Origin of the sequence: Enterobacter cloacae complex sp. ECL411, assembly GCF_021869665.1 — a bacterium.
GTDB classification, from domain to species: Bacteria; Pseudomonadota; Gammaproteobacteria; order Enterobacterales; family Enterobacteriaceae; genus Enterobacter; species Enterobacter intestinihominis.
The window spans coordinates 1,808,166-1,831,318 of the sequence record NZ_CP091486.1 but is presented as its reverse complement, the minus strand read 5'-3'; the positions used below and the strand labels follow the sequence as shown (position 1 = coordinate 1,831,318).

Annotated in this window: 24 protein-coding genes and 1 pseudogene; 1 reads left to right on the top strand and 24 read right to left on the bottom strand. The window is 53.1% G+C overall.

Features of this window, described 5'->3' with window-relative positions; all coding sequences use genetic code 11:
* Nucleotides 1-50 precede the first annotated feature (50 nt).
* Nucleotides 51-1,334, top strand: a complete 1,284-nt coding sequence (locus tag L3069_RS08795; protein WP_023299884.1) for a YeaH/YhbH family protein — start codon at nucleotides 51-53, stop codon at nucleotides 1,332-1,334.
* A gap of 258 nt (nucleotides 1,335-1,592) precedes the next feature.
* Here the strand turns inward: L3069_RS08795 and L3069_RS08790 are convergent, their stop codons facing one another.
* From L3069_RS08790 to L3069_RS08675, 24 genes and pseudogenes are all read right to left on the bottom strand, one after another.
* Nucleotides 1,593-1,913: a hypothetical protein gene (locus L3069_RS08790; protein WP_022650865.1), complete on the bottom strand. Its 321-nt coding sequence runs from the start codon at nucleotides 1,911-1,913 to the stop codon at nucleotides 1,593-1,595.
* A complete protein-coding gene (locus tag L3069_RS08785) occupies nucleotides 1,913-2,152 on the bottom strand; it encodes a hypothetical protein (protein ID WP_022650864.1) in 240 nt (79 codons plus the stop codon). The genes L3069_RS08790 and L3069_RS08785 overlap by 1 nt, the downstream gene beginning before the upstream one ends.
* An 82-nt stretch (nucleotides 2,153-2,234) precedes the next feature.
* Nucleotides 2,235-3,533 carry a phage tail protein gene (locus tag L3069_RS08780; protein ID WP_214586984.1) on the bottom strand — a complete coding sequence of 433 codons (1,299 nt, stop codon included), beginning with the start codon at nucleotides 3,531-3,533 and terminating at the stop codon, nucleotides 2,235-2,237.
* Between the two features lie 59 nt (nucleotides 3,534-3,592).
* The gene (locus L3069_RS08775; RefSeq protein WP_058648089.1) at nucleotides 3,593-4,558 is read right to left on the bottom strand and encodes a DUF6453 family protein; all 966 of its coding nucleotides are present in this window, start codon (nucleotides 4,556-4,558) and stop codon (nucleotides 3,593-3,595) included.
* 1 nt (nucleotide 4,559) lies between these two features.
* Entirely contained in the window at nucleotides 4,560-8,150 is a 3,591-nt protein-coding gene (locus L3069_RS08770) for a host specificity protein J (RefSeq protein WP_236901912.1), read from the bottom strand.
* Between the two features lie 53 nt (nucleotides 8,151-8,203).
* On the bottom strand, nucleotides 8,204-8,788 hold the full coding sequence (locus L3069_RS08765) for a tail assembly protein (protein WP_236901870.1): 585 nt from the start codon (nucleotides 8,786-8,788) through the stop codon (nucleotides 8,204-8,206).
* On the bottom strand, nucleotides 8,788-9,498 hold the full coding sequence (locus L3069_RS08760; RefSeq protein WP_236901871.1) for a C40 family peptidase: 711 nt from the start codon (nucleotides 9,496-9,498) through the stop codon (nucleotides 8,788-8,790). Before L3069_RS08760 ends, L3069_RS08765 begins: the two co-directional genes overlap by 1 nt.
* Nucleotides 9,499-9,500: 2 nt before the next feature.
* Complete coding sequence (locus L3069_RS08755) at nucleotides 9,501-10,259, bottom strand: phage minor tail protein L (protein ID WP_016240208.1); 759 nt, start codon at nucleotides 10,257-10,259, stop codon at nucleotides 9,501-9,503.
* The gene (locus tag L3069_RS08750) at nucleotides 10,256-10,594 is read right to left on the bottom strand and encodes a phage tail protein (protein ID WP_058683958.1); all 339 of its coding nucleotides are present in this window, start codon (nucleotides 10,592-10,594) and stop codon (nucleotides 10,256-10,258) included. The genes L3069_RS08755 and L3069_RS08750 overlap by 4 nt, the downstream gene beginning before the upstream one ends.
* 2 nt (nucleotides 10,595-10,596) lie before the next feature.
* Nucleotides 10,597-14,088 carry a phage tail tape measure protein gene (locus L3069_RS08745; protein WP_236901872.1) on the bottom strand — a complete coding sequence of 1,164 codons (3,492 nt, stop codon included), beginning with the start codon at nucleotides 14,086-14,088 and terminating at the stop codon, nucleotides 10,597-10,599.
* A gap of 46 nt (nucleotides 14,089-14,134) precedes the next feature.
* On the bottom strand, nucleotides 14,135-14,470 hold the full coding sequence (locus L3069_RS08740; protein ID WP_032665364.1) for a zinc ribbon domain-containing protein: 336 nt from the start codon (nucleotides 14,468-14,470) through the stop codon (nucleotides 14,135-14,137).
* A 55-nt stretch (nucleotides 14,471-14,525) separates the two neighbouring features.
* Nucleotides 14,526-14,804 (bottom strand): DUF4035 domain-containing protein, encoded by a 279-nt coding sequence (locus L3069_RS08735; protein WP_023305929.1) that lies wholly within the window; start codon nucleotides 14,802-14,804, stop codon nucleotides 14,526-14,528.
* An 8-nt stretch (nucleotides 14,805-14,812) separates the two neighbouring features.
* A complete protein-coding gene (locus L3069_RS08730; RefSeq protein WP_040117541.1) occupies nucleotides 14,813-15,196 on the bottom strand; it encodes a phage tail assembly chaperone in 384 nt (127 codons plus the stop codon).
* Nucleotides 15,197-15,228: 32 nt separating this feature from the next.
* Nucleotides 15,229-15,648 (bottom strand): annotated as a pseudogene (locus tag L3069_RS08725) (phage tail tube protein); the annotation flags it as partial.
* A 59-nt stretch (nucleotides 15,649-15,707) separates the two neighbouring features.
* The gene (locus L3069_RS08720; protein WP_236901873.1) at nucleotides 15,708-16,055 is read right to left on the bottom strand and encodes a DUF3168 domain-containing protein; all 348 of its coding nucleotides are present in this window, start codon (nucleotides 16,053-16,055) and stop codon (nucleotides 15,708-15,710) included.
* Nucleotides 16,052-16,501 (bottom strand): HK97-gp10 family putative phage morphogenesis protein, encoded by a 450-nt coding sequence (locus L3069_RS08715; protein WP_063857662.1) that lies wholly within the window; start codon nucleotides 16,499-16,501, stop codon nucleotides 16,052-16,054. The genes L3069_RS08720 and L3069_RS08715 overlap by 4 nt, the downstream gene beginning before the upstream one ends.
* Nucleotides 16,498-16,836, bottom strand: coding sequence for a phage head closure protein (locus tag L3069_RS08710; protein WP_236901874.1), 339 nt, complete (start codon nucleotides 16,834-16,836; stop codon nucleotides 16,498-16,500). The genes L3069_RS08715 and L3069_RS08710 overlap by 4 nt, the downstream gene beginning before the upstream one ends.
* 8 nt (nucleotides 16,837-16,844) lie before the next feature.
* On the bottom strand, nucleotides 16,845-17,171 hold the full coding sequence (locus L3069_RS08705; protein ID WP_236901875.1) for a head-tail connector protein: 327 nt from the start codon (nucleotides 17,169-17,171) through the stop codon (nucleotides 16,845-16,847).
* A complete protein-coding gene (locus L3069_RS08700) occupies nucleotides 17,171-17,431 on the bottom strand; it encodes a hypothetical protein (RefSeq protein ID WP_236901876.1) in 261 nt (86 codons plus the stop codon). Before L3069_RS08700 ends, L3069_RS08705 begins: the two co-directional genes overlap by 1 nt.
* 40 nt (nucleotides 17,432-17,471) lie before the next feature.
* Nucleotides 17,472-18,683 carry a phage major capsid protein gene (locus L3069_RS08695; RefSeq protein ID WP_032622508.1) on the bottom strand — a complete coding sequence of 404 codons (1,212 nt, stop codon included), beginning with the start codon at nucleotides 18,681-18,683 and terminating at the stop codon, nucleotides 17,472-17,474.
* A gap of 9 nt (nucleotides 18,684-18,692) precedes the next feature.
* Nucleotides 18,693-19,541, bottom strand: a complete 849-nt coding sequence (locus tag L3069_RS08690; RefSeq protein WP_236901877.1) for a head maturation protease, ClpP-related — start codon at nucleotides 19,539-19,541, stop codon at nucleotides 18,693-18,695.
* Between the two features lie 13 nt (nucleotides 19,542-19,554).
* The gene (locus L3069_RS08685) at nucleotides 19,555-20,859 is read right to left on the bottom strand and encodes a phage portal protein (RefSeq protein WP_071283826.1); all 1,305 of its coding nucleotides are present in this window, start codon (nucleotides 20,857-20,859) and stop codon (nucleotides 19,555-19,557) included.
* Nucleotides 20,859-22,595: a terminase large subunit gene (locus L3069_RS08680; protein WP_042889604.1), complete on the bottom strand. Its 1,737-nt coding sequence runs from the start codon at nucleotides 22,593-22,595 to the stop codon at nucleotides 20,859-20,861. The genes L3069_RS08685 and L3069_RS08680 overlap by 1 nt, the downstream gene beginning before the upstream one ends.
* Complete coding sequence (locus L3069_RS08675) at nucleotides 22,595-23,092, bottom strand: phage terminase small subunit P27 family (protein ID WP_236901878.1); 498 nt, start codon at nucleotides 23,090-23,092, stop codon at nucleotides 22,595-22,597. Before L3069_RS08675 ends, L3069_RS08680 begins: the two co-directional genes overlap by 1 nt.
* Nucleotides 23,093-23,153: the final 61 nt, after the last annotated feature.

Genomic DNA, 23,153 nt, shown 5'->3' with positions numbered 1-23,153 from the left:
GTCCGGCACTTACGGACGCTGCAAGTTGGCAAATGCAGTACGGGGGATATATGACCTGGTTTATTGACCGGCGTCTTAACGGCAAAAACAAGAGCACGGTGAATCGCCAGCGCTTCTTGCGCCGTTATAAAGCGCAAATTAAACAGTCGATCTCCGAGGCCATCAACAAACGCTCGGTGACCGACGTCGACAGCGGCGAATCCGTCTCCATTCCCAACGATGACATCAGCGAACCGATGTTTCATCAGGGGCGTGGCGGTCTTCGCCATCGCGTGCACCCAGGTAATGACCACTTCGTCCAGAATGACAGAATCGAGCGGCCACAAGGCGGAGGCGGCGGTTCTGGCAGCGGTCAGGGACAAGCCAGCCAGGACGGTGAAGGCCAGGATGAGTTCGTCTTTCAGATTTCAAAAGACGAATATCTCGACCTGCTGTTTGAGGATCTGGCCCTGCCGAATCTGAGAAAGAATCAGCACCGTCAGCTCAACGAATACAAAACCCATCGTGCGGGCTATACCGCAAACGGGGTGCCCGCCAACATCAGCGTAGTGCGTTCACTGCAAAACTCGCTGGCGCGACGCACGGCGATGACGGCAGGCAAACGGCGCGAACTGCGCGAGCTGGAAACCAGCCTGAAAGTGGTGGAAAACACCGAACCGGCGCAACTACTGGAAGAGGAGCGCCTGCGAAAAGAGATCGCCGAACTGCGGGCGAAGATCGACCGGGTACCGTTTATCGACACGTTCGACCTGCGCTACAAGAACTACGAAAAACGTCCGGAGCCTTCCAGCCAGGCGGTGATGTTCTGCCTGATGGACGTGTCAGGTTCAATGGATCAGGCCACCAAGGATATGGCTAAGCGTTTTTATATTCTGCTCTATCTGTTCCTGAGCAGAACGTATAAGAACGTGGAGGTGGTCTACATCCGCCATCACACTCAGGCGAAAGAGGTGGATGAGCATGAGTTTTTCTACTCGCAGGAGACCGGTGGCACCATCGTGTCGAGTGCCCTGAAGCTGATGGATGAGGTGGTAAAGGAGCGTTACGACCCGGCGCAGTGGAACATCTACGCCGCACAGGCATCGGATGGCGATAACTGGGCGGATGACTCGCCCCTGTGTCATGAAATTCTGGCGAAGAAGATCCTGCCGGTGGTGCGCTACTACAGTTACATTGAAATTACCCGTCGCGCCCACCAGACGCTGTGGCGAGAGTATGAGCATCTGCAAGCGATGTTCGATAACTTTGCGATGCAGCACATTCGAGACCAGGATGATATCTATCCGGTCTTCCGGGAACTGTTCCAGAAGCAGAGTTCGACAACCTCCAATTAAATGTTATTAATCAGCCAGTTAACTTTGTTTTTCTGGCTGATTTTATTGCATTTTCATCCTCATTTTTCTCCATGTTTTTCATTCACTTAAATTTTATTTTGGGGAATGCGATTTTGAAGAAGTGATTATGCAAAACTTCCTTTAGCTTTAGGATGCCATCATGGGATGGAGGTTAAAATTCTCTCGTTCCGACCAAACCACACAAAAAACCAGCCGCTTATGGCTGGTTATTCGTCAGTGAAGCATGGGGAACTTTATCTATATTGCAGGGCAATCATCATCTAATGCACGATTGATGAAGAACGTCACTCTGCCCAACACTTCCACCTCTTCCAGAGCGGTTCCCTCTATTGCCTCGCCATCATCCGTGATCAATGACTTACCCATCAGTTTTGCAAACTGCGTGTGGCCGTCGCACAAAATTAACAATACATCTCCTGGCCTTTTTTTCGTGGCTGGCTCAATGACTGCAAACCCAACATCTGTTTCAAGCACCCTGCTTTCTGCCCCTATGTTGCACAGAACGGATGGAGAAAGTTGGCGTTCGACGTAATCGGTCGCAGGTGATGCAAATCCCATCAGAGGACCCTCCCCATGTTTCTCAGGATCCAGTACCGGTTATCGCTACCGTCTGTCGTCTTGTCAGCGAAGCCTGGCTGATTGCGCTCTATCCATGCATTGGCGTCGGCTCGGGTGAAGTGCCAGTTAAAACCACGCAACTTTTCTATAAAGCTGTCTGTTCTCAGGTAGCGGTAGCCCTTTGGGTTAAGCTCTATGGCCGCAATAAAGGCGGCCTGAATATCTGAAATTCGGGGCATAATCTGCACTCCCTTTATTACTGTGTTTATATACAGTAGTTTCAAATGAGATGCAGATCAATTTGGGTTCGCCTATTAATTTTTAAGGCTGAATGTCCTCAGGCTGCTCTGTCAGTTCAAGAGAAGCTTCGGAAGCTCTTGTTTTCCAGATGCTATCCTCTGGCATATCGAGGCGAACGTCGATCCAGCTGTTGGCAGGAACATCTATAGGAGCCCCTTTCGTTTTAACAATTTCGCCTTCTTCGTTGAGTATGTATTTCCGCTTAAAAAGCCGAATCGTCAGCCCACCGCCTTCTGTCTGCTCAGCTTCAACTACACCCAGTTCCCCCATGCCGCCAGGGTCCATTGGTGGCAATAACTGCCAGCCCTCAGAGGCCAGTCCCGCTGAACCAGTCAGGACATAAACACCAACATCCAGTCTTGAAATCTTGATCCCTTCAGCTTCTTCATTGGCAGTGCCACCTCCACACCAGCTGAAACCGTCAGAATCAATGTCCTCACGCTGGCAGTCCTCACGGGATTTTACAATACGGGCGACAGGGGACGCCGCCTTCAAAGTACCATCGCTTGATTTTGTCGTATTACCAGTCGTGTAAGCTTCGTGATAGGCCCATGCGATCCCGCTGTAATATGAAAACCAGGTACGACGTAGAGAGTATGCCTGATGTATTCTGGTTGGCCTGTTGCCCCGATTGAGAATGATGGAAGTTAGTCCCGTATTCGATGTCAGGCCCAACTGAGTCAGACCATCATTTTGATGTGAGGTAAATCCGGTAGGCGTTAACCCGTCCATATTATCGAGGGTTGGACCGTCCCCCTGGATAGCGCCAAGGTTGAATGCGCCTACCTGCATGACGTTTCCTGCGGCTGTTCCAACGTCCTTCGTGGCGCTACTTCCCAAACCGAGGTTTGAGCGAGCGTCAGCGTCATTCGTTGCCCCAGTCCCACCCTGCCCAATCGGTACAGCGCCATTACTCCCCTTCTGCGCCAGCTTACCGATCGCCGGAATGGTTACACGAGTGCCGTTGATGGTAACGGTGATGTTCTGGTTTGCTGAGGTGGTGGCGAACGTCTCCCAGGCGCCGATGTTCTCGTCATACTCGTTGATGAGCTGAGACATGCTCTGCGCCAGGCCGTCGACCGAGAGACTATCAGTAACAAGAATGCCGTACTTCTGGCCGCTCAACGCCGGAGACGCGGCAGGCGTAACCGTCAGTGACGTCGCACTGTTGATGGCCGTGATCTGAAACATCTGTACCGGGTTAGAAAGAACAAATAACGTCTGGCCAACCCGAATCTGGCTGGCCGGTGCCGTCCAGTTCGTGCCGGTGCCGGTGGCTGTATTTCCGTTAATGGCGATGGTGCCAGTGTTATAAAGCATATTTTCTCCAGGCAATAAAAAACCCCGCCGGAGCGAGGTTGATTAAAAAGACAGTTTATTCAGACGTACATATCGGGAAGAACGGGAAGGTTCAGTGGCGTTACCGTGTCATTACCAAAAATTGCATACCGCTCGCGCCCAAGATATTTCCCACCCTGAACTGAAGCACTGCCGTTCTGTATTTTTATTCCGAACATTCGATACACGTACATGCCATTTACTTCGTGAGCCATCAGCCCGAACCTGCCCAGCGGAACATAGCCGCTGCCGATGCTCACGGCATTTTTCGAAGGCGTCCAGAGTTGGTTGAGGTAGACGAAAGGCCGCTTTGTCGTCGAAAACGTGCAGGCCCCGGCTGCATTGAAGATGTTGAGGCCGGTGCCCGGCTGAGGCGCCACGCCACTGGCAAAGATGACAATATCTATCGTGCCGGTCGTCGGAGCATCATCGTTGGTGGATGGAGGGCTGAAGAACCTGACCGTGTTGCCATCGAAATCGACTGTGTTACCGCTATTGCAGCGCCCAAAGACGATATATTTGGACTTGTCGTACCCCGCTATCGTGGGAACTGCCCAGCCGCCAGTGGGAACATTGACGGTACCCTTCCAGATACACTGTCCTGACTGTGTAGCATTGGTTATTGAGGTGAAGTCAGTGCTGTTGCTGATGAGAAGACCCACACCACTACGCTGGCCTGACGGAAATATCTGCCAGAGGCTACCGGGGAACGTGTACGTACTTTCACGCTCACTGATGCTTACATCCTTCATCGTGGAGTTCTGCGTCACGCGGCCACCGGATATGGTGACCGAGTTCATTTTATGAAGCAGCCCTGAATCAAGATAAGCCGTTGCGTGAGGGATAAACAGCACCTGCGCCCCGGAAACATAACCGGCAATATCAGCGTACTTGGCTTTCTGGTAGCCACTGTCAAAGTAGGCCCCAAAAGACGGGCACCGAAGACCCGCCGTTATCTCCATGCGCTTTCCACCATCATTCAGGTCAATCAGTAGTCCTCTTGGCATATTATTCCCATTCTCCAAGTACGATACGTCCGCCTCCGGTCAGGTTGATAGTTACACCATTACTGTCTATCACCGTCGCCTTGTTCGGCCCGCTAAACCCGAAATTACCAGTCGTTGCATACAAAGCCCCGCGAACGGTGACATTGTTCAGTTCAGCGTTACCACTTTTCGGCATATTCCAGCCTGTCTTCCCGGTCACAAAATTATTGGATTTCAGTGAATCGGTAATTTTTGCGAACTGGATGCTGGCATCCCTGAAGTAAGCATCGTTGATGAACACCTGCCCGTTCTGGATAACGAACGGAAGGGACACCGTGGCTCCGGCCTGGTGAGTGACGGCGAAGCGGTCAGCGAGGAAGATAACCTGCGACTGCATGCCGGACGGCGTATTCTCCACGCCTATCCCCATCCCTGCGGCGTAATACTGACCGTTGCTGGATAACCCGACCTTGATGCTGTACATCGCCTTCAGGTCCCCGTTAACGTTCGCGATGGCCTGAGCGTTAGTGGTAATGGCTGACGTATGCCCGTTAATGGTCGCCGTGATGCTGTTTACCTGCGTGGCCATAGCCTGCTGGTAATCGGAGAACGTCTGGTTCAGGCTGTTGATGGATGCCTTGTTGCCGTTCACGTCAGTCTGCAAACTCAGCAGCGAACGCCCCGTTGCCTCCTTCTCATTGACGATGACCTCATCAATGCGGTCCAGCTGCGCGCTGTTACCGGCGACGGATGCAGACAGCGTTTTGCGCGCCGCCACCTGCGCCAGCCTGCCCTGAATAATCGCGATGGCGGAGTTCTTCACACCTCCCGCCATGCCGTCCATAGACACGCTGATGTTATCGATACGCTGACCCAGTGCGGTATCGGCCGTCGCCACTGTCTGCTCAAGCTCGCTCAGAGAAGAAGACACATCTCCGACCTTGCTCGACAGGTTTGTAACGCTGGTCTGAACCTTCCCGATATCCTGGGCATTTTGGGCGATTTCCTGCGCCTGTTGCGCCAGTTCATCGTTGGCCTGTTTGATGTCGTCAGCCATGCCAGCAATTTTTTCATTGCTGTCCACCGCGTTCTCGATCAGGTCTTTGAACGTATCGGAGCCTTTCATGTCCTCCAGGATTGCATCGGTGATATCGGATACATCGATGCTGGCCTGCCCGCGCACAAAGTCTGTATACCCTGATTCGTTTCCGCTGCGGTCCACCAGCTGCGCGCGGTACCAGAAAATTTGCCCTGCCTTTAGGCCCATCTGCTGATACTTGCGCTGCGGAAAGGGTACGTCTGCCAGCAGCATCACATCGTCTTCGGTACCGGTCAGACTGTACTGAATTTCCGTCTTCAGCGTGTCGTCGGTATTCGCCGGGAATCCCCAGTTCAGCTCGATACCAAATACCACGTTTTCAGAAGCGATAAAGCCAACTGGCTTCGGTGGGTTGCCCACTTTACCCGTAAGATTTACTTCTGATGATGTCGCCCACACCGATGAAACGTCGCTGGCGTTCACCGCCCTGACGCGGACCAGATAGCGACCCGAGTAGATGCCCTGCACTTCAAAACCGAGAGAAGACGTTCGGGGCACGCTTACCCAGTTTCCGCTGTCACGCCGCCATTCCGCCTCGTACGCAACTGCACCCTGAACAGCATCCCAGGCAACGCGCATGGTGGTAATCGCAATGTTCTGGTTAACCGTAGAGTAACTGTCTACGACAATATTTCCTGGTGGGGCCTGAACCCCAGGTGGAATGACACTGACTGGACGCTCGTCCAGTCTTGCGCCGGTATCAACGGCGGAATAGATGTCAGGGTTGTAAGTCGTCCCGGTGACTTCGAAAGTGCCGTCGTTGTTGTCCCGCGTTCCCGTAACACGGAAAAGCGCTATAAACAGATCGTCAGAGTCCACACCCCAGTTACATTCAGCCTCCGGCGTTTCGCTGTAGGATGTGGTGACAGTGACTGTGTTTCCGTTAACGGCCTGGACGGTTCTGGCCTGAGCTGTGCCTGATGGAAGATTCAAAAACAGCCGGTTCCCGGCCTTCACATCAGCGGCGCGATCGAGGGTTATGTTGCGGCCGTTAACCGCACTCACCCTGCCGCCGATAGTTCTTCCGGCCAGCTCGTTAGCAGCCACGCCGATCACCTCCCCGACAGGGGGAACGTCCATGCCAGTACTGAAGGTCACCACCTCGCCGATACCGTTAGTGAGCAGCGCCCAGCGCCCCCGCCGGTTTGCCTCTGACTGCCTGGTGCAGCCGATCGCAGTCATTTCGAGCTGACGATAATCGAAGCGCATGGCCAGATCGTTATCGTAAACAGGCTCAGGCGTGTCTTTGTAGTGGTTAGCTGGGTCAGACCAGTTCACCAGCGCGGCAGTGTTTCGGGTGGTTTCACTCGGGTCCGCAAAGGTAAATTTACCCTCAACAACGCTGGCGTGGTTATAGATGTGCCACACATCGCGGGGCATATCAGCCAGGACATACATCTTATTGTCACCCCAGTACGTCATGCCGCGAAATATACCCGCCAGATCACGAAGTACGGTCCAGGCGTCATTACGGTCCTGGATATAAACGTTGCAACGAAAACGAGGCTCCGTCCCGCTGCCGCCCTTGCCGTCTGGTACCAGTTGATCGCAATACTGGGCGATGCGATAAAGCTCCCATTTGTCTATCTGAGTCGCATCGATTCTTTGACCCAGCCCGAAGCGCTCGTTCAGAATGATGTCGTAATAAATCCAGGCAGGGTTATCCGTCCATGCCCATTTAAATACGCCCTCCCATGTACCAGAGTAAGTGCGGGTTTCGGGTTCATAAGTATCAGGTACACGGATGATTCGCCCTTTCGGATTGCACACAACCTGAGGAATGCCATTGGGGAACTGCTTTGCGTCAAACTCTACATACAGCAGCGCTGTGTTAACGTAGCGAAGCTTGGCGTCAATAATTTCAGTTACAGCTACAACGCGCATGGTGTCCACAATATTTACGCTCGTGGAATCCGGCGTGATTCTGCGAACCCGTAACTGCCAGCCAGTCGAGGCTTTTGGAAGATTAACGCGGTGACTACGCTCATAAAGCGACGTAGTTTTGTCATCGACAGCACCGTTAACCACCGTTTCATACGGCCCGCCATCGACCGAAAGATCGATAGCATACTCGACGCGGGTGCCGACTTTGTCGCCGTTGTTTTTCTGGAGCAAAAGAGTTGGCCATCCCAGGCGAATTCGCAGCGCAGAGAGCTGCGTGTTGGATACCGCTCGCACGTAAGGAACAGCCTGTTTCAGCTCATATGAAACCTGAAGTTCGTTTTCAATGCCGGGGAAGCCCTGAATATAGTCCTGGTCCTGAGTGCCGGAACGGAACTCGTATTTTACATTATTGAAGTTATAACTTCCGTCGGCGTTCTGAAGGGGCGTATACGAAGATGAGTCACCAAGAAAGATGTTTTTAGCATCAAGCCCGCCAGCGAACTCACCCTCTCCAAGAGCAATCAGCACCTTTGCCCTGGCAATGGACTGAATGCTGTCCGGTGCTTCAACAGGCGTTCGGGTCTGATTGCTGCCACCTTTACCGCGGCCTTTGATGATTGTCGTCGTCATATCGCGTCCATAAAAAAAGCCACCGTCAGGTGGCTTACAGTGCGTGGTTTGGTTTATTGCTGATCTTCGGTATAAATCCCGGCGGAAATAATCGCGCCACCTATTTCGCGCTGCCCATAAAGCAGGGGGACGGGATTTCCGGATGCTGTTGTATTAACGGGGCCACCAAACGCATAAGAGGGTTTGTTATCAGGATCCTGCCGCATTCGCAGACCTGAAACCTGAGGAGAGAGCATTTGCACTACACCGCCAACGGCCATTGCGGCACCAACGGAAAACATGAGGTTACTTGCTGCGATACTAACTCCCGGCATCCATATGGCAGCAGCGACCAGAGCCGTTCCGAGCAACGCCTGGAAAACTCCAGCTCTTTTACTACCCCTTATCACAGGGATTATTCTTAACTCATCACCCGGCCCCAGGAGTTCAAACTCTTCGTGCCCGATATTGCGACGATCCCGGAAAATAACAAAATCCAGTCCCTTTGCCCGAGCTTCACGCAGATAAGCATCAAAGCCGTCAATGGTGTTAGAAAGCGCCCTGAAAACTTCGCTGGCGGACGTTAGTGCACGGCGATGTGTCCTGCCAAATCGCTGAGCCATTGAGCCGCTGAGTTTGATAACGGTTTTTCTTTCCATTACATCAAATCCTTATAACGCAGAATTTTGATGGTACGGTCACGGTAATAGCCACCGTAGGGAATACGCTGGCTTAGCTGGCCATACATGTGATGCAGTAGCATGTTGCCATCAAGCAAAATCCCGGCATGGTTCGGGACGGTGGACTGAACCTGCATGATAACCATGTCACCTGGCTGAGCGGGACCGTCGTACTCACGGAAACCGCATTCCTGCCAGTTATCCATATAGAGGTTTTCACCCTGCTCCCACCAGTGGCGATCTACGCTGTAGTTGGGCAGTTCAATGCCGTGCTCGGTGCGGAAATAGTCCATGATGAGAGACCAGCAGTCTGCATACCCGAGTACAAACTGGCGTCCTGTGAGGGGACGGTCTCCGCGAGGCATGACGGTGCGAATGTCGCCCTCCGGCCACGATGCAATAATCCAGGGCAGTTCCGTGGCATCACACATCAGCATGTCGAGCTCGCTCGGCTGAGTTGTTGCCCCGTCGCCGGGATGGCTGTGGACGATCGCCACCACAGTGCCCTGCTCTTCGGCGGCCGCATAATCCTCAGGATTAAGTTCAAATTGCTCAGTCGGCGACTCAGCATTATTTTTGCAGGGGATGTATTTCTCCACCCGCCCCTTCTGAATAACCACGCCACAGCACTCCTCGGGGAAGGATGCGGCGGCATGGGCCAGAATGGCGCTAACTGTTTTGTCGCGCATGATTATCCTCTCAGAAGTGAAGCGCCTGGGAACCCGCCATAATCCAGCTGTTCATTCTCTCCGAAGCGAGGTTTACAGCCCGTTGACAGCAATCCGGAGCAAACATCCTGTGAAGGATCGTCCACCCGATTGCCGTCTTTATCGAACCAGCCGTTTTGCCCGGCGTAGGTGCAGCCGTTCCCGGTTTTGTACCAGCCCCGCATGCACCACGTGCACATTGGCTGAATTTGCCGGGTCGGAATGAGTTGCCCTCGCAAATCGGCTGGACTTGAAAGCTCAAACTCTACGGTTTCATCGTCTGACCCTGATTTACGGTCGATGTAATAAACCTGTTTGCGCTCCTCGTTGGGATTCGCAGTCGGGTTCCCGCCAGGAAAATTTCTTGCGTCCAGGTAGTGAGCGAAGGTGTCATGGATGATCACCTTTGCTTTAGCCATCCCCTGAAACCTGCGGCACAGCGCGCCAATCGTACCGCTGATGTTTGCAACAGTGAGTGACGGCCGTGAACTCTGGCCGTCACTGCTTACAGATATGCCGGTCAGTTCATACGGCCACGCGCCATACTCCTGCCCCTGCCACCACACCGACTTCGGCTCAAGTTTTGACTCGTCGCCGCCTGCGGCGATGATTTCCGCCTCGGTATGCGGGATTGTCTCGTTGTGAAAGCGAAGAATACCCGCACCGAACGCTGAGCCGTCCACCTCGATCAGGCGGACGCGCTTACCCGGTTCCAGTTTCTGGACATCAGATGAAATACTCATGGATGGTATGCCTGTATGAATGTGCTGCTGAGGGTGTATTTTTTGTTGCCGTGGGTAGATATCTGGAAGGATTCCGCGCGCCATAAACCTGAAGGATCAAGCGGTGGCTTCCAGATAAATGACTTCCACCCTGCATGTCTGTTCAGAAAGTTTTTAATGGCCTGAATGTAAGCCTCGTCGCCGGTAAAGCTCACGCTCCACTGAGGTGTTACCGGGTTGATGCCGTCCCCGGCCACCTGTGTATAGCCATCGCCAAACTGCGCCTTTCGGGTACGAAAACTTGTATCAACCTGAGAGGCAACCTTTGGGCACCAGCTGAAGGTTTCGACTGCCATGGTTAAACTCCCTTGATTAATCGCCACAGAGGCGAGCCCGGCATGCTGGCCTGCTCGTTAATAACGCCAGTGATGGCATCTTTCAATTGTCTGCCAGCGGCACCGGCTGTTCCCTGACTGGCCGCCTGGGATGATCCGCCCTGAATATTGATATCGCCAAAGTTAACTGAAGGCACGCCACCAGAAACCTGCGGCATCCCCACTGCGCGAACGGCAAGATCACCATTAGGTGCCCGCGTGAGGGGCATGATTGCTTCAGGACCTGCCTCGCCGAAAATCCCTGCGCCTTTAGCAAAAGCAAACAGTTGAGGTGTCTGAAAAACGCCATTGCTGTAAGCGCTCAGGGACGGAGAGTCGTAAACATTACCCTTTGCATTAAAGGTAAAGTTCGCGCCAGCATTCTGAATAGCGGTACCGCTGCTGGCGGTTGCGGCTGACGAGGCACCAAAACTGAACAGTGATCCAATTGAGCTGACGCCATTAGCAACAGCCATGTTCACCAGAACGTTCTGGATAATCTTCAGTACGCTCACGCCCCAGTCCTTCCAGCTGTCAACGTTGCCATTGAGCATGTCGGTGATCGTGGTGACCGCGCCACCCATGGCCTGCTTCATGCCGTCAGCGGCCATGGAAGAATAATCAGTAGCTTCGTCCACCCAGTTCGCATAACCCTCAGACAGTCCCGTCATCCAGTCGTCACGCTGCGCATCAGAAGCTGCGTAATATCCCTCCTGGTCGCGCAGGCGCTCTTCGAGGTAGCGCTTATTAAGTGCCAGCCCCTGCTGATAGAACGTCTCGTCGATTTCACCAGCCTGACGCTGGCGGAGAAGATCGGTATTCTTCTGCTCGAACTCCTTACGCAGATTGAACTGCTCCTGAAGTCTTTCACGGAACCTGGTTCCCTGCCCGTATCCCAGCAGTTGCGCTTCATTGGCTGCGCGGGCGCTGGCGTTACTGTCAGCAAGGTTGGCTTCGTAATTTCGCAGTTGCTCACGTAATTTAACCTGGTCAATCAGCGCAGCATTCTGCAATACCGTCTTTTTCTGGGCTTCCGTCAGAGAAGCAAGTTCGCCCTGGCTGACCTGATATTTAACCTTCGCCAGTTCAGTATTCTGACCTTGCAGGGCAATCTGCTCTTTTTGCTGCTTGATAAGGCGCTTATACACATCCTCGGTTTTCTCGCCTTCGGTTTTACCGCCCTTCGCCTTAGGTTTGTTGGCCTCATTATTCCGCCATTCAGCAAGACCGTTATTAATCAACTCCTGACGGCCTGTCTGGAATTGCGGATCACTGGTTAACCCCAGGTCATCGGCTGCATAACTCAGTCGCAGGCGCTCTTTTGCTTCACCCTTCAGGCGTGACAACTCCAGATCCCGGCGGCTCTTTTCGAGGGCATCGGTTTGCTTTTTGTCGAGATCGGCCTGCGGAAGTCTGAGCGGGACGTTAGCCAGCCCCTGACGCGCCATAAGGAGTTGGTTACCCAGTCCGAGTAATCGATTAAGTTCATCGTGCTGCCCATTCATCAACAGAAGTGATTGATAAGCCCGGTTCTGATTCGCTGCCTCCTCCCGAATTAGCGTCACACGCCGATGCTCAAGACCTTCAAGAACCTGTTGGATAGAGGCAGATTTCTCCTGCATCTGGGCAAGCCTTTCCTGCTCAACAGATAACTGTTCAGTGACTGTAGTCAGTCCACGGGTCACGGTATCCAAAGATGTCAGGTGGTTAATCATGAAACCACCGCTGGTCGTTGGACCGGGATTACTGATCACTGACTGATAACCAGCCATCTGCTCTTTCAGATTTTCTATCTTGCTCTTTTGTTCATCTATCAGCCTGTTCTGCTCATTCAATGCTGCGCGCGTTTTCTCAGCATTGTCTGAAGCTTCAGGCAAAGACATTGCCTTCGACTTTTTACTGACTTCATCAATCGTGGTGGCGTATTCCTGCGCCGAACGACGGGCCTGCTCCTGATTTTGATAGACCGCATACCAGGCACCAGCACCCAACATGACCAAACCCGGTATTCCGCCGATGAGACCAAGTGCACCACTCATCAGGCGAGTACCAACTGATGTTACATTGTTGAGATTTCGCTGGGTGGAGACGCGATTTGCCAGATTCCTGTCTCTGGCTGCCTCCGCAGAAGCCAGCCGTCTTTCAGCAATAGCCTGAGCGTCGGCATTTTTTGCAGCCACCAGCCCTGCCTGCGCACGCTCAAGCGCAGTTCTGGCCCTGACTTTTTCTGTGGCGGAGCCACTTGCAAGAGCAGTGGTCAGCCTGGCTTGAGCTGCTGTGACTTTGGCTTCCGCTGCCGCAATTTTTTCTTGCTGAGCGGCCTGAACATCTGCACTTCGCGATCTTTGAACAGCTTGCTGGGCTCGATAAACTTCTGCCCTTGAAGCTGCAACAGCAGACTGAGCCGCTTTATCCTGCGCGACAGCAAGGGCAACCTCTGATTTCGCAGCTGAAATTAGCGCACCTGTTGCGCTACTGGCGCTGGTTACAACTCCGCTGAGGTATCTTGCCAACCCAACACCAACAAGCGCCCCAGCGACTGTTGTAATTGTTGACATATTGTCAGCAACGTCATTCAGAGCGCCGCTCACTGCTGATGAAGTAAAAGAATCAAGCGTCTGGGCAACATTATCCAATCCGCCAGACAACGCATCAGTAGCACCGGTTGCCTGGTTTACACCGCCCACCCAGGCCATGAATGAGTTAGTTACTTTTTGAAGGGATCCGGAAACCGTTTGTGGCATGCTGGCAAATTCGCCCTGCAATGCTCCTAACTGGCTCATTAAAGCTGGGACAACCTTATCGATCGTAAGCTGTCCCTGGTCAGCCATGCTCTTGAGGTCTTTACGGGCTACACCCATTCCCGCAGCCAGAGCGCGGATTACCCGATCACCGGCTTCGTTAACGGCATTAAATTCTTCACCACGAAGAACGCCTTGTGCGAGCGCCTGGCTGAACTGAGTAATAACAGAGCTCGCCTCCTGAGTGTTAGCCCCGGAAAGTTTGAGGCCGGTAGAGACAGCTTCGGTAATTTTCAGAACTTCGTCAGAGCTATAACCGTACTCGCGCATTGAGGCTGCTGCACGGGAAAAAAGGTTTGCGTTATCTGAAAATGCCGTGCCGGTTCTTTGGCTGATTTCCATTAACTGACGCTGTGAAGCGGCAAAATCATCAGCAGAAGATGATGCCTGTTTAAGACGAGCGTTTACGGAGTTCCACTCATCAGCAATCTGCACAATTTTACCCGTTGCAAAAGCTGCCGTAGCTGCGGCAGCAGCCCTTCCAGCAGATGCAAATCCGGCAGTCAAATCAGAGAGCGCCCTTTCGCTCTCTCTGGCAGCAGCAGCGGCCTGCCGACCGCCATTCTGCATGGTGCGGTAATAATCCTGCCCCATTCGTGAGGCGCGGGAAATTTCCGTCTGGAAAGATTGAGAATTGGCGGAAATTTTGATTATTAATTCGCGTAAGGTTGCCATTTATCCAAACTCCAGACGTAAAAAAACCGCCGAAGCGGTTTTATTTTTATTGTTTCCAGACCTTTTGCCTGGCTTCTTCAAGGTATTCTTCATCGGTTTTAGCCGGAGGTGATTCGGCCATCAAATCACTGCCACAATGTTTACATTTAATGGCTGCGTTTTTGATTATTTCCGCACAGAACGGACACTTTTTCATACCCTCATTTTCAATTAAGTCTTTTTCTTCAGCTGCAACATCTTTCTTAATTACCAGCGAGTGTACAAAGGCAATAATAAACAGCAATGCACCATAAACCCACCAAGCAAAGAAAGAGCGGCCTTTGCTTTGAGCTATTAAGGCTGGAACTAAGCCTATTACAATTGAAACAAGTAAAATTTCCATTTTCTATCCCCAGAATTATTAGTGGCTAAAATCCTAATGTTTTCTGGGTAAAAAGTCACTGAGTTGCAGCAGTTAGCGCCGCCTCAAGCCCTGCAAACGGGTCCTTCGGTGCTGATTGCTCATCACCACCCCAGCGCAGGATCGCATCGTCCAGCGGTACTTTTGCCCCCTGCGAGCCGTAGATGGCAGAGACGAGCTGAGCTGCCTGAATGTCACCACGAATATCGCCAACCGGACTTTGCCTGTCGTACTCAATCCACATCAGAAGCTCGCTTGCCGTCATATTCTGCCGAAGCTCTGAGAGCGTGCGCCCCATACGGAGCGCAAGCGACATCAGAAACTTTACGCCGGGGGTTGAGACTTTTCCCGCGCTTCGTCCGCGTTGTTGATCAGGTCAAGCGCCTGTTTGAGCAGGCGTGAATGGACGGGGCCGTAGATTTCACGCACCTGCTCTTCTTCGTCTACGCTGAATACCGGTTGCTTATCGGTGTCACACAGAACGTCAATGAAGAGCACCACGTCAGCGCAAAGATTACGGTGTGCCTTTTCCGATACCGACACATTTTCATCATCAGCACCCGTTTTCACCACTTCCTGCCAACGCAGCCAGGCTTCACCTGACGGCTCACGAAGAACCACTTTGACGCCTTCCCACTCAGGAACGGCGACCGTCTTATGACGAAATCCCGACATCTTAGCCAGGGCGAGATTTTTAATATTCTTCATGAGACCTCTCAGGAGCCAGACTCAATGTTTTCAGGCTTACCTTTCAGGCGCAGGGAGAACGTTGCCGCCACTACGCCGTTGGTACCTGAAGACCAGGTGTGCTGGCGAATTTCAGCCAGGAACTTAAAGCCCTTGCCGGAAGGGAAGATCACCTGGAAAGCGTAGGTCGTATCGTTGTCATACGCATCGCGCAAGGCGTCCTGCGCCGGGTTCTTGTAAAAGTTACCGGACAGAGAGATTTCTGACGGAGAAGGCAGACCGTTGATATTCTCCTGCTCGGTAGAGCAAAGCGTTGTTACGTCGATATCCTGCTTCTGACCACCGGTGAACTGAATTTCTTTGATGGTGCAACTCAGATCGAGGAAGGTTGCGGAATCCATCGATTCTTTGGTGGCTGGCGCAGAGGAAATAAGGATCTTCGTCAGCTGCGATTTTTCATAAAGTGCAGACATAGCTTTCTCCTGGAAAAAGAAAACCCGCCATCAGGCGGGTTCGTTGGGTGAATTAATTGTCAGGGGGTAACCCTGAAATCGAGGGTCATGCGGTAGAGTCGTCGATGGGGCTCGTATCCGGGGAGCCTGGCGACCTCCGTCGGGTTTAGTGGCCGTAGCGCCACTAGAGCATCTTCCACGAGCGCGCGCGCCTCTTTGATGGAGGTTGAGTAAGCATCTACCTGAATGGAAACCCTGCTCTCTGCCTGTCCACACAGCACGTCAGCGGAAACATCATCGACGATGGAAAAGATAATCCAGGGTGGAGTGACCGACGGTTTCCCGTCACTACCTAATGGCGCAACATAGGGATATACCCGTCCTTCTGCCAGGGGAGAAAGCAAGGCGTAGATATTATCTTCATTCACTTGCTCAATACCTCATCAATAGCCTGATTCATCCTGGCAATGGCGACGCTGGCGGCCTCTTCCTCGCGAGTATCGTAAGCGGGTCGCACAAACGGATGAGGCGGCATATTTATTGTCCCCATCTCAACAAACCGCCAGTAAAACGCATTTCGCGGATCGCTGGCTTTCATGGTGTTGTCGCTATTACCGGTTCGCATGTTGCGACCACGGATATGTACGCCGGAAGTAATTTCGCCACGGCGGCGTGAGCGCTGAGTCAAAACGACCACGTTTTTCTTCAGCTTTCCAGTTCTCTCAGGAGCACGTGCGATCACTTCTTCCTTAAGCACTTCGGCACCGGCGCGCGTGGCATCACGCAGAACCTTATTGTTTTCAGCGCGGCTAAGCGCCTCCAGATCCTTTGCGATGTCATTCAGCCCGGAAAAATCGAGGCTCGTCTCAATCATTTTTCGGTCCCCTGTTTGCAAAGAATTTCGAGCTGAACACCGCGAGAGTCAGGGATTGGCGGACCAATGATATTCAAAATGGCACCCTTGAACGCGCCAGTCATAACCCGGAGTCTGGACGCAGCAGTTATATCGCTACGAAATCGTGTCCATACCCTGATAGTGGCGACTGCGGTTTCAGCACCAGCGGCTACCAGCTCGCGCCCACTGATGCCCTTTACTTCTGCCCAGGTTTCTGCGCCGTCATGCCATGTTTCAACAGGCTGGCCAGAAGGATCACGCGATGTTGTGATGTTCTGAATTACCACCCTGTCTCTCAGTCTTCCGGCCTGCATAATCCCTCCTACACTCCGTAAATTCGGTATGGCTGCAGCAGGGCTTCAACCGCAAACGGGACCTCTGCTACGGTCTGCCCAACGGCCACTGATTCGCGGTTGGCGTACCAGTGTCCGATCAGCAGTAACATGGCCGCCTTCACATCGTCATTAAGAAGAATCGGGTCCGGGTCGTCTGTGTAGCCAGGGCTGTCTTCTTTTTCATAGAGCGTTCGCCGCGTCCATGTCTGAACGTAACGCGCCGCCGCACCAGTGTATAAAGTCAGCAAGGCATCATCACCGGTAAAGTCGGTATCAATGCGGCAGTGCTGTTTCACCACATCAAGGTCGACCATTATTTTTTCGCCTTCTTGTCCGCTTTTACTTCCGGCTGTTCCTGCTGCTGTTCCTGCTGCTGTTCCTGCTGCTGTTCCTGCTGCTGTTCCTGCTGCTGTTCCTGCTGCTGTTCCTGCTCTGCAGGATTTTCTGATTCTTCGAGCATCGCATAGCCTTTTTTGATGAGCTCGCGCCCGTGCTGTTCCAGAGTTTCCAGAGGAAGCCCTTCAGTAACGACGGTACCGCCGAAATAAATCGGTTTGAGTGCGATCAGTTTCATTTTCCCACCTGTAAAAGCGGCCCGAAGGCCGCAGTGTTTATCAGCTACCTGCACCGGTGCTGAAGGAGCCATACACGAACGCTTCAGGGCGTTTGACGGCCAGCGCCAGACGTTCCTCGCAACGGATTGTGATCATGTTTTTCTCGAAGTCGTCGGCGTTCTCCGTGGAGATAACAACGTTCGCATCTTCGCGGTCGAAGATTTGCGCGCCAGCGTTGAAAGCACCCGTCAGGAATTTACCCTGGAAGGCTGCCGCTTCCGTTGCAACAACCGGCAGGCCCCACAGAGTCGGACCAGTCAGCGCCGCAGGGTTCGCCAGAATGTAACGACCCAGGCTGTCTTTGGTCAGCTCGATCCGCGCCCAGTCAATGAAGTGAAGAACATGACCGGATGCCGGGAAACGCGCCAGCTGCGCCTGCAACATTGCCAGACGCAGATCGTCAATCCCGCTCTGCTGTTCGACAGTGAACGCCGGATTGAACGCTGACGCCTGAGGAACGATGCCGTGCAGATGAACGCCGGTACCATCACCGAAGAGAATTTCCTGCTCTTCTGCATACTTCAGTCCGTAGCGCATTTCGGCATCAACGGTGGACTGCAACTGTGCGAAGTCATCCAGGATCTGCTTTGAGGCTTTGAACAGGTGCGCGATGGTGCTGACGCCAGTGATTTTCGGCGTGAACTCAATTTCGCTGTATGGTTTCTGCGTATTTTCAGGAACCACTTTCGCGTTATTGGTAAAGCCTGTCTGCTGCACCCAGAAAATAGCTGAGGAGGACGTACGGCCTGGAGCGATCAGATCGCGGATGAACAGGCGCTGTTTCGGTGCCGTATCAATACCCGGCAGGCGCTGTGGCTCTACAACACCATCAGGCACATCCACCGAAGTCAGGGCAGCCTTAACCGGGATGCTGATGCGCTTACCGCCTTCCACGCTGGAAGCAAAGGTTTTCAGGGCTTCAGCGGAGATCACCTGGTGGCCAACGGACTCGACAACCTGTTTCGCGTTTGCCAGCGGCATCTGGGCAACATGTTGCTCCAGTTCGCCCATTGCGGCCTTCAGGGTTTTTTCAGCTTCACGCAGCGCATTGAACTCAGAAGCCATTTTATCAACGGCTGCTTTTGTTTCTTCTGACAGCCTGCCTGACTTCTGTGCCTCTTTAAGTGCGTCTTCTGCTTTCGCGTTGAATTTGCCGGTTGCCTCTTCAATGCTGGCAGTGACTTTTTTCAGAATTTCGTTTACTTCAGACATAAAGGGTCCTTATTTGACTAACGCCGCAAGAGCGCTTTCAAGTGAATTGAGGGTTTCAGGTTTGATATCTTCGGTAGCGCCCGGCGTACCGTCGTTGGTGGTGACAGCGCCAGGCATGCCACCGGATAAGGCTTTAATGAGTTTTCTGCGCTCAGAGCGCGGGGTGTTGGTTTTAGCCAGTAGCGCGTCGAGTTTGCGAAGCGCGGCTGCAGGCGATTCGTCGCCGTCGCTGACCGCATCAGCAGAAAGCAGGCTGTCTGCCAGTCCCTTCACCACAGCATCACTGCCACCGATATAGCTTTCCGCGTCCATCAGCTTCTGCACGGCGGCCATATCAAGGCCGGAGCGCGCCGCGTAGATGTCAGCCATAGCGGTATCGAAGGGTTCCAGTGACTGTGCCAGTTCTGCAAAATCATGGCGGTTTCCCATCGCGTATACCCAGCAGTTGTGGATCATCAGAAAAGCACCGCGGCCAATCTGAATATCATCCCCGGCCATCGCAATTATCGAGGCGGCGCTGGCGGCAATGCCCAACACCTTCACCGTTACACGGCCTTCGTATTCGCGGAGAAGGTTGTAAATTGCCAGACCTTCGAACATGTCGCCGCCAGGTGAGTTGATATTCACCGTAACGTCGGCACCGTTCATTGCCCGAAGTGCACCGGCAATGCGTTTCGCCGTCACACCCTCGCCCCAGTAGTCCTGCCCGATAACATCAAAAACAGAAATGCTGTTGTCGTCTGCGGCTGCAGCTTTAATTCCACCGTCCCAGCGGTCCAGTGCAGACGGTAAAGTTTCACAAGTTACACGCGCGCAGGGACGACCCGCCGGTGCAACCGGAAGTTGTTTTTTGCTCATCAGGAAAGTGCTCCTAAGCGGCCTGTTTCAGCGGAGATTGTTCAAAGGAAATATCGGGGAATACGTGGTTGTGTAGCTCTCGCAGGGCCAGTGCCTGAACAGCAGGGTTGCTGCTTTCGAGATTTTTCAGTTGCGTCAGGTTGAGCTGAACGGTGTAAATATCGCCCCCTTCAATTGGCGGCATGTTCTCAAGACGACGAACGTCATTACGGGACATCCAGCCATTTTGAAGCGCGCTGGTATAGTAAGCGGCACGGCCCGCGCTGTCGGCGCGCAGCAATCCTTCAACAGAGAATTCTGCAAACACTTCATCATCGCTGTCGAGTAAGCACCGGCCAATTTCCTGCTCAATGTTCACCAGCAGCGGTCGAAGTGTATGAGTCAGAAACTGCAGGTTCATACCTTCCAGGCTGGATGCCCAGCTGCTTTGTTTCGTGGTATGACCAACCATGAAAGGCGGCACGCGAAACCAGCGGCAGATCTCCTCAATGCTAAATGCGCGGCTTTCGAGCATCTGAGCATCTTCCGGGTTCATGGTCACGCCCTGATATTTCAGGCCGCCTTCAAGAACCATAATTTTTCCGGCGTTTTTGGAGCCGGTGAATGATGCCATATAGCCACGAAGTCTTTCACGTTGATCGTCTGTCAGCGCATTATCAGCGGATAGAAAACCTGAGCTCTGCAGACCCTGCTCGAATATCTTCGCCGCGGACTCTTCAACGGCCATTGCTGAACCGATCACATCCCGGCCAGTCTTCATCGGCATCATGCCGCAAACACCGTCCAGACCGAAACCGCGAATGTGCATGATGTTTTTGACCGGAATGACGCGCTCGTTTCCGTTTTCAGTGTATTTGTATTCCAGCGCCCCGGTAGTGAGACGTTTAACCACCATGTTCTGCGGCAGTAAAGGCACCAGCGAAACCAGGCGGTTTGCAATGAATTTCTTCTCAATGAAGGCGTTCCCGCGCAGGCAAATACTGGCGACCACCATCAACATAAAGCGTGATGGTGTCATTTCTGAATTGGGTCGGCGGCACAGTATCGAATAGGCCGGATGATCAGTTGCCGCTTTACGCGAACCGTCAGGCTGTCGAACGTATATTTTCAGCGGAAGGGTTGAAATAGACTCGCTTAACAGTCTTACGCATGCCCACACAGCCGATAGCTGGATGGCTTTATCGGCCGTGACTACCTTTCCGCTGCTGCTGGTGCCAAACCATTCCTCCCAGAACGTGCCGGTAGTCAGGCTGATAGGCACACCAAGCCAGTTAAGCAGAGCGCTTTTCACCCTGCCTGGCTGTTTGTTTTTTTTCATCAGAAACCTACCATGATGGGATTATTGAAGAATCCGGAGAGATCCTGCTGGTCGTTGCCACCGTTAACCAGAACGCGGCTCATTGCTGTGAACAATGCCGCCGGGCCATCAATCTTGGCCTCTGGTGTGGACTTGTTCGGGAAAATGTTCTCGTTCCGGTCAGGTTTGACGGTTACGTTTGACATCATCCAGTTCATTACCGGGTGATCGCTGTGATGGAAGCGGCCACCGTATACCAGTGCTTCGACCTCTTTCATCGCCTCAGAGAAATTGCGAACCGTCTGCGGCACTTCCACCAGCGGCAGCCCTTCTTCTGCCAGCGCAAGGCTGAACTGCGTCGCACTCCACGGGTCGAAGCCAATTTCTTTCAGACTCTCGCCAGCAACCCACACCTGCAGCTCTTCCTTAATCTGAGCATGGTCGATTACATCCCCGTCGGTAAGGATCAGCTTGTCCATCTCGGCCCACTTACGATAGAGCTCTGCCATCTGACGCGAACATTTCTCAAGGCGTCCTTCCGGCAGCCAGAATTTAAAATCCGCATGAACGTGGCCACCTGGCGCGCGCCAGACTTTAGCGGCTGCACAGATATCAATTTTGTTTGAAAGGTCAACGCCCACCCAGGAGGGATAGGTTTTAAGTTCGTGCTGCGGGGCGATAAACTCGCATTTTTCCCATTTCATCATGTCCATCCAGGCAGACTCAGCGGTAACCCAGATATTCATGTGCTTGGTGAAAAAGTTAATCCTGGCCGAAACCTGCTCTTTCGCCTTTTTAGCCAGGCGGCGGAGATCATCCCAGCGCTTACAGATACCCAGCCCCGGATTTGCCTTCTGCCAGACTTTTTCATCAAAGGGATCATCACCTTCATCTAATGTGTAGATGATGGCAAAAAACGTATCGTCTTTTACCAGCCCACGCAGAACCTTGATGGCGTAATCACGCAGTTCGTAGCAGATACCCTCTTTGTTAAATCCGGCGGTGGTGATACCGAAAAGCAACGACTGCAGGCGCGCGCCGGTTGCCGTCTCCAGAACGTCCCATACATCACGGGTTTTATGTGCATGCAGCTCGTCGACAATGGCGCAGTGGATGTTCAGGCCATCGAGGTTGTTCGCATCTGATGATAAAGGCTCGAATTTGGAGGCCGTTTGCTCCTGGTAGATAGCGAGCTTGTTGAATTCGAAGATCCGCCCAAGAGTGGCTTTCGCCTTCTTGACCATATTTTTCGCGTCTTCAAAAACAATTCGCGCCTGGTCACGGGTGGTTGCAGCGGAATAAACCTCCGCCCCGCCCTCGCCGTCAGCGCCAGCCATATAGAGCCCCACGCCGGAGCAAAGTGTTGATTTGGCATTTTTACGGGCCACCTCAACATCTGCTGTACGGAAACGCCGAACCATCACCGGCCGACCGCTGCCGTCGTTACGCAGAACGGTTTCCCCCGTCTCTTCGTTCACCAGCGGGATAACAAAACCAAAAATATTAATCAGGATGAAAACATGCCAGTCCATCAGCTCAATAGGCTGGCCTGCCAGGGCGCCTTTTACGTGAGGCACAAAATTATAGAAATTCAGAATGTGCTGCGCGCGCGGCTCACTGAAGAAAATACCGCGCTCTTCGCCGTGTGCCAGATCGTCAAGAAAACGCTGGCAGGCAAGGCGCACGTACTCACAGGCAATAATTTCCCCCGCCACCACCCTCTCGGCATAGCGGATGCCTTCTGCAACCTTAGCCATTAATCCCTCGCTTTCATAAACTCGGCCAGCGGATCAACCGCATCAGGACCTTTTACATTCACTTTAGAGCGGCTGGCTGGCGTCATGCCGAACTCACCGAGCATGGCGCGCAGACGTTTCCAGGCATCAGCTTTCATAATGGCGGCCGGGTGAGCCTTGATCATGCGAATCTCTCGCTCTTTACCTTCGTCTGGCTCTTCGTCGCTATAAACGGCGTAGGTGTAGCCTTCTCTCTCCAGCGTATCGCAGTGATGCCGGTACTCGGTGTAAACCTCAACCAGAAGCTCAAGTGCTCTCGCGTCCAGCTGCGACATGACGCCAAGCGCATCGAGCTCGTCGGCCATCCGCTTAAACCAGTATTTCCCCTGCTTGTCGAAATGCTTCGGCGTTGGGGGTACCCCTGCGGCTGGCTTTGGTTCGCATTCATTAATCGGGCGTTTTGATGGGTTACCCCTCACCAAACGTAGATGGGTCGGGGTTTTCGGTGGTCCAGACATAATCGAAAACTCCTATTAATCATCGAATGGGGGACCCCATAAAAAAGTTTTCTAACCTGCG

Coding starts and splice junctions, on each gene's coding strand:
- L3069_RS08795 (WP_023299884.1), top strand. CDS start 51: ATGACCTGGTTTATTGACCGGCGTCTTAACGGCAAAAACAAGAGCACG.
- L3069_RS08790 (WP_022650865.1), bottom strand. CDS start 1,913: ATGGGATTTGCATCACCTGCGACCGATTACGTCGAACGCCAACTTTCT.
- L3069_RS08785 (WP_022650864.1), bottom strand. CDS start 2,152: ATGCCCCGAATTTCAGATATTCAGGCCGCCTTTATTGCGGCCATAGAG.
- L3069_RS08780 (WP_214586984.1), bottom strand. CDS start 3,533: ATGCTTTATAACACTGGCACCATCGCCATTAACGGAAATACAGCCACC.
- L3069_RS08775 (WP_058648089.1), bottom strand. CDS start 4,558: ATGCCAAGAGGACTACTGATTGACCTGAATGATGGTGGAAAGCGCATG.
- L3069_RS08770 (WP_236901912.1), bottom strand. CDS start 8,150: ATGACGACGACAATCATCAAAGGCCGCGGTAAAGGTGGCAGCAATCAG.
- L3069_RS08765 (WP_236901870.1), bottom strand. CDS start 8,788: ATGGAAAGAAAAACCGTTATCAAACTCAGCGGCTCAATGGCTCAGCGA.
- L3069_RS08760 (WP_236901871.1), bottom strand. CDS start 9,498: ATGCGCGACAAAACAGTTAGCGCCATTCTGGCCCATGCCGCCGCATCC.
- L3069_RS08755 (WP_016240208.1), bottom strand. CDS start 10,259: ATGAGTATTTCATCTGATGTCCAGAAACTGGAACCGGGTAAGCGCGTC.
- L3069_RS08750 (WP_058683958.1), bottom strand. CDS start 10,594: ATGGCAGTCGAAACCTTCAGCTGGTGCCCAAAGGTTGCCTCTCAGGTT.
- L3069_RS08745 (WP_236901872.1), bottom strand. CDS start 14,088: ATGGCAACCTTACGCGAATTAATAATCAAAATTTCCGCCAATTCTCAA.
- L3069_RS08740 (WP_032665364.1), bottom strand. CDS start 14,470: ATGGAAATTTTACTTGTTTCAATTGTAATAGGCTTAGTTCCAGCCTTA.
- L3069_RS08735 (WP_023305929.1), bottom strand. CDS start 14,804: ATGTCGCTTGCGCTCCGTATGGGGCGCACGCTCTCAGAGCTTCGGCAG.
- L3069_RS08730 (WP_040117541.1), bottom strand. CDS start 15,196: ATGAAGAATATTAAAAATCTCGCCCTGGCTAAGATGTCGGGATTTCGT.
- L3069_RS08715 (WP_063857662.1), bottom strand. CDS start 16,501: ATGATTGAGACGAGCCTCGATTTTTCCGGGCTGAATGACATCGCAAAG.
- L3069_RS08710 (WP_236901874.1), bottom strand. CDS start 16,836: ATGCAGGCCGGAAGACTGAGAGACAGGGTGGTAATTCAGAACATCACA.
- L3069_RS08705 (WP_236901875.1), bottom strand. CDS start 17,171: ATGGTCGACCTTGATGTGGTGAAACAGCACTGCCGCATTGATACCGAC.
- L3069_RS08700 (WP_236901876.1), bottom strand. CDS start 17,431: ATGAAACTGATCGCACTCAAACCGATTTATTTCGGCGGTACCGTCGTT.
- L3069_RS08695 (WP_032622508.1), bottom strand. CDS start 18,683: ATGTCTGAAGTAAACGAAATTCTGAAAAAAGTCACTGCCAGCATTGAA.
- L3069_RS08690 (WP_236901877.1), bottom strand. CDS start 19,541: ATGAGCAAAAAACAACTTCCGGTTGCACCGGCGGGTCGTCCCTGCGCG.
- L3069_RS08685 (WP_071283826.1), bottom strand. CDS start 20,859: ATGAAAAAAAACAAACAGCCAGGCAGGGTGAAAAGCGCTCTGCTTAAC.
- L3069_RS08680 (WP_042889604.1), bottom strand. CDS start 22,595: ATGGCTAAGGTTGCAGAAGGCATCCGCTATGCCGAGAGGGTGGTGGCG.
- L3069_RS08675 (WP_236901878.1), bottom strand. CDS start 23,092: ATGTCTGGACCACCGAAAACCCCGACCCATCTACGTTTGGTGAGGGGT.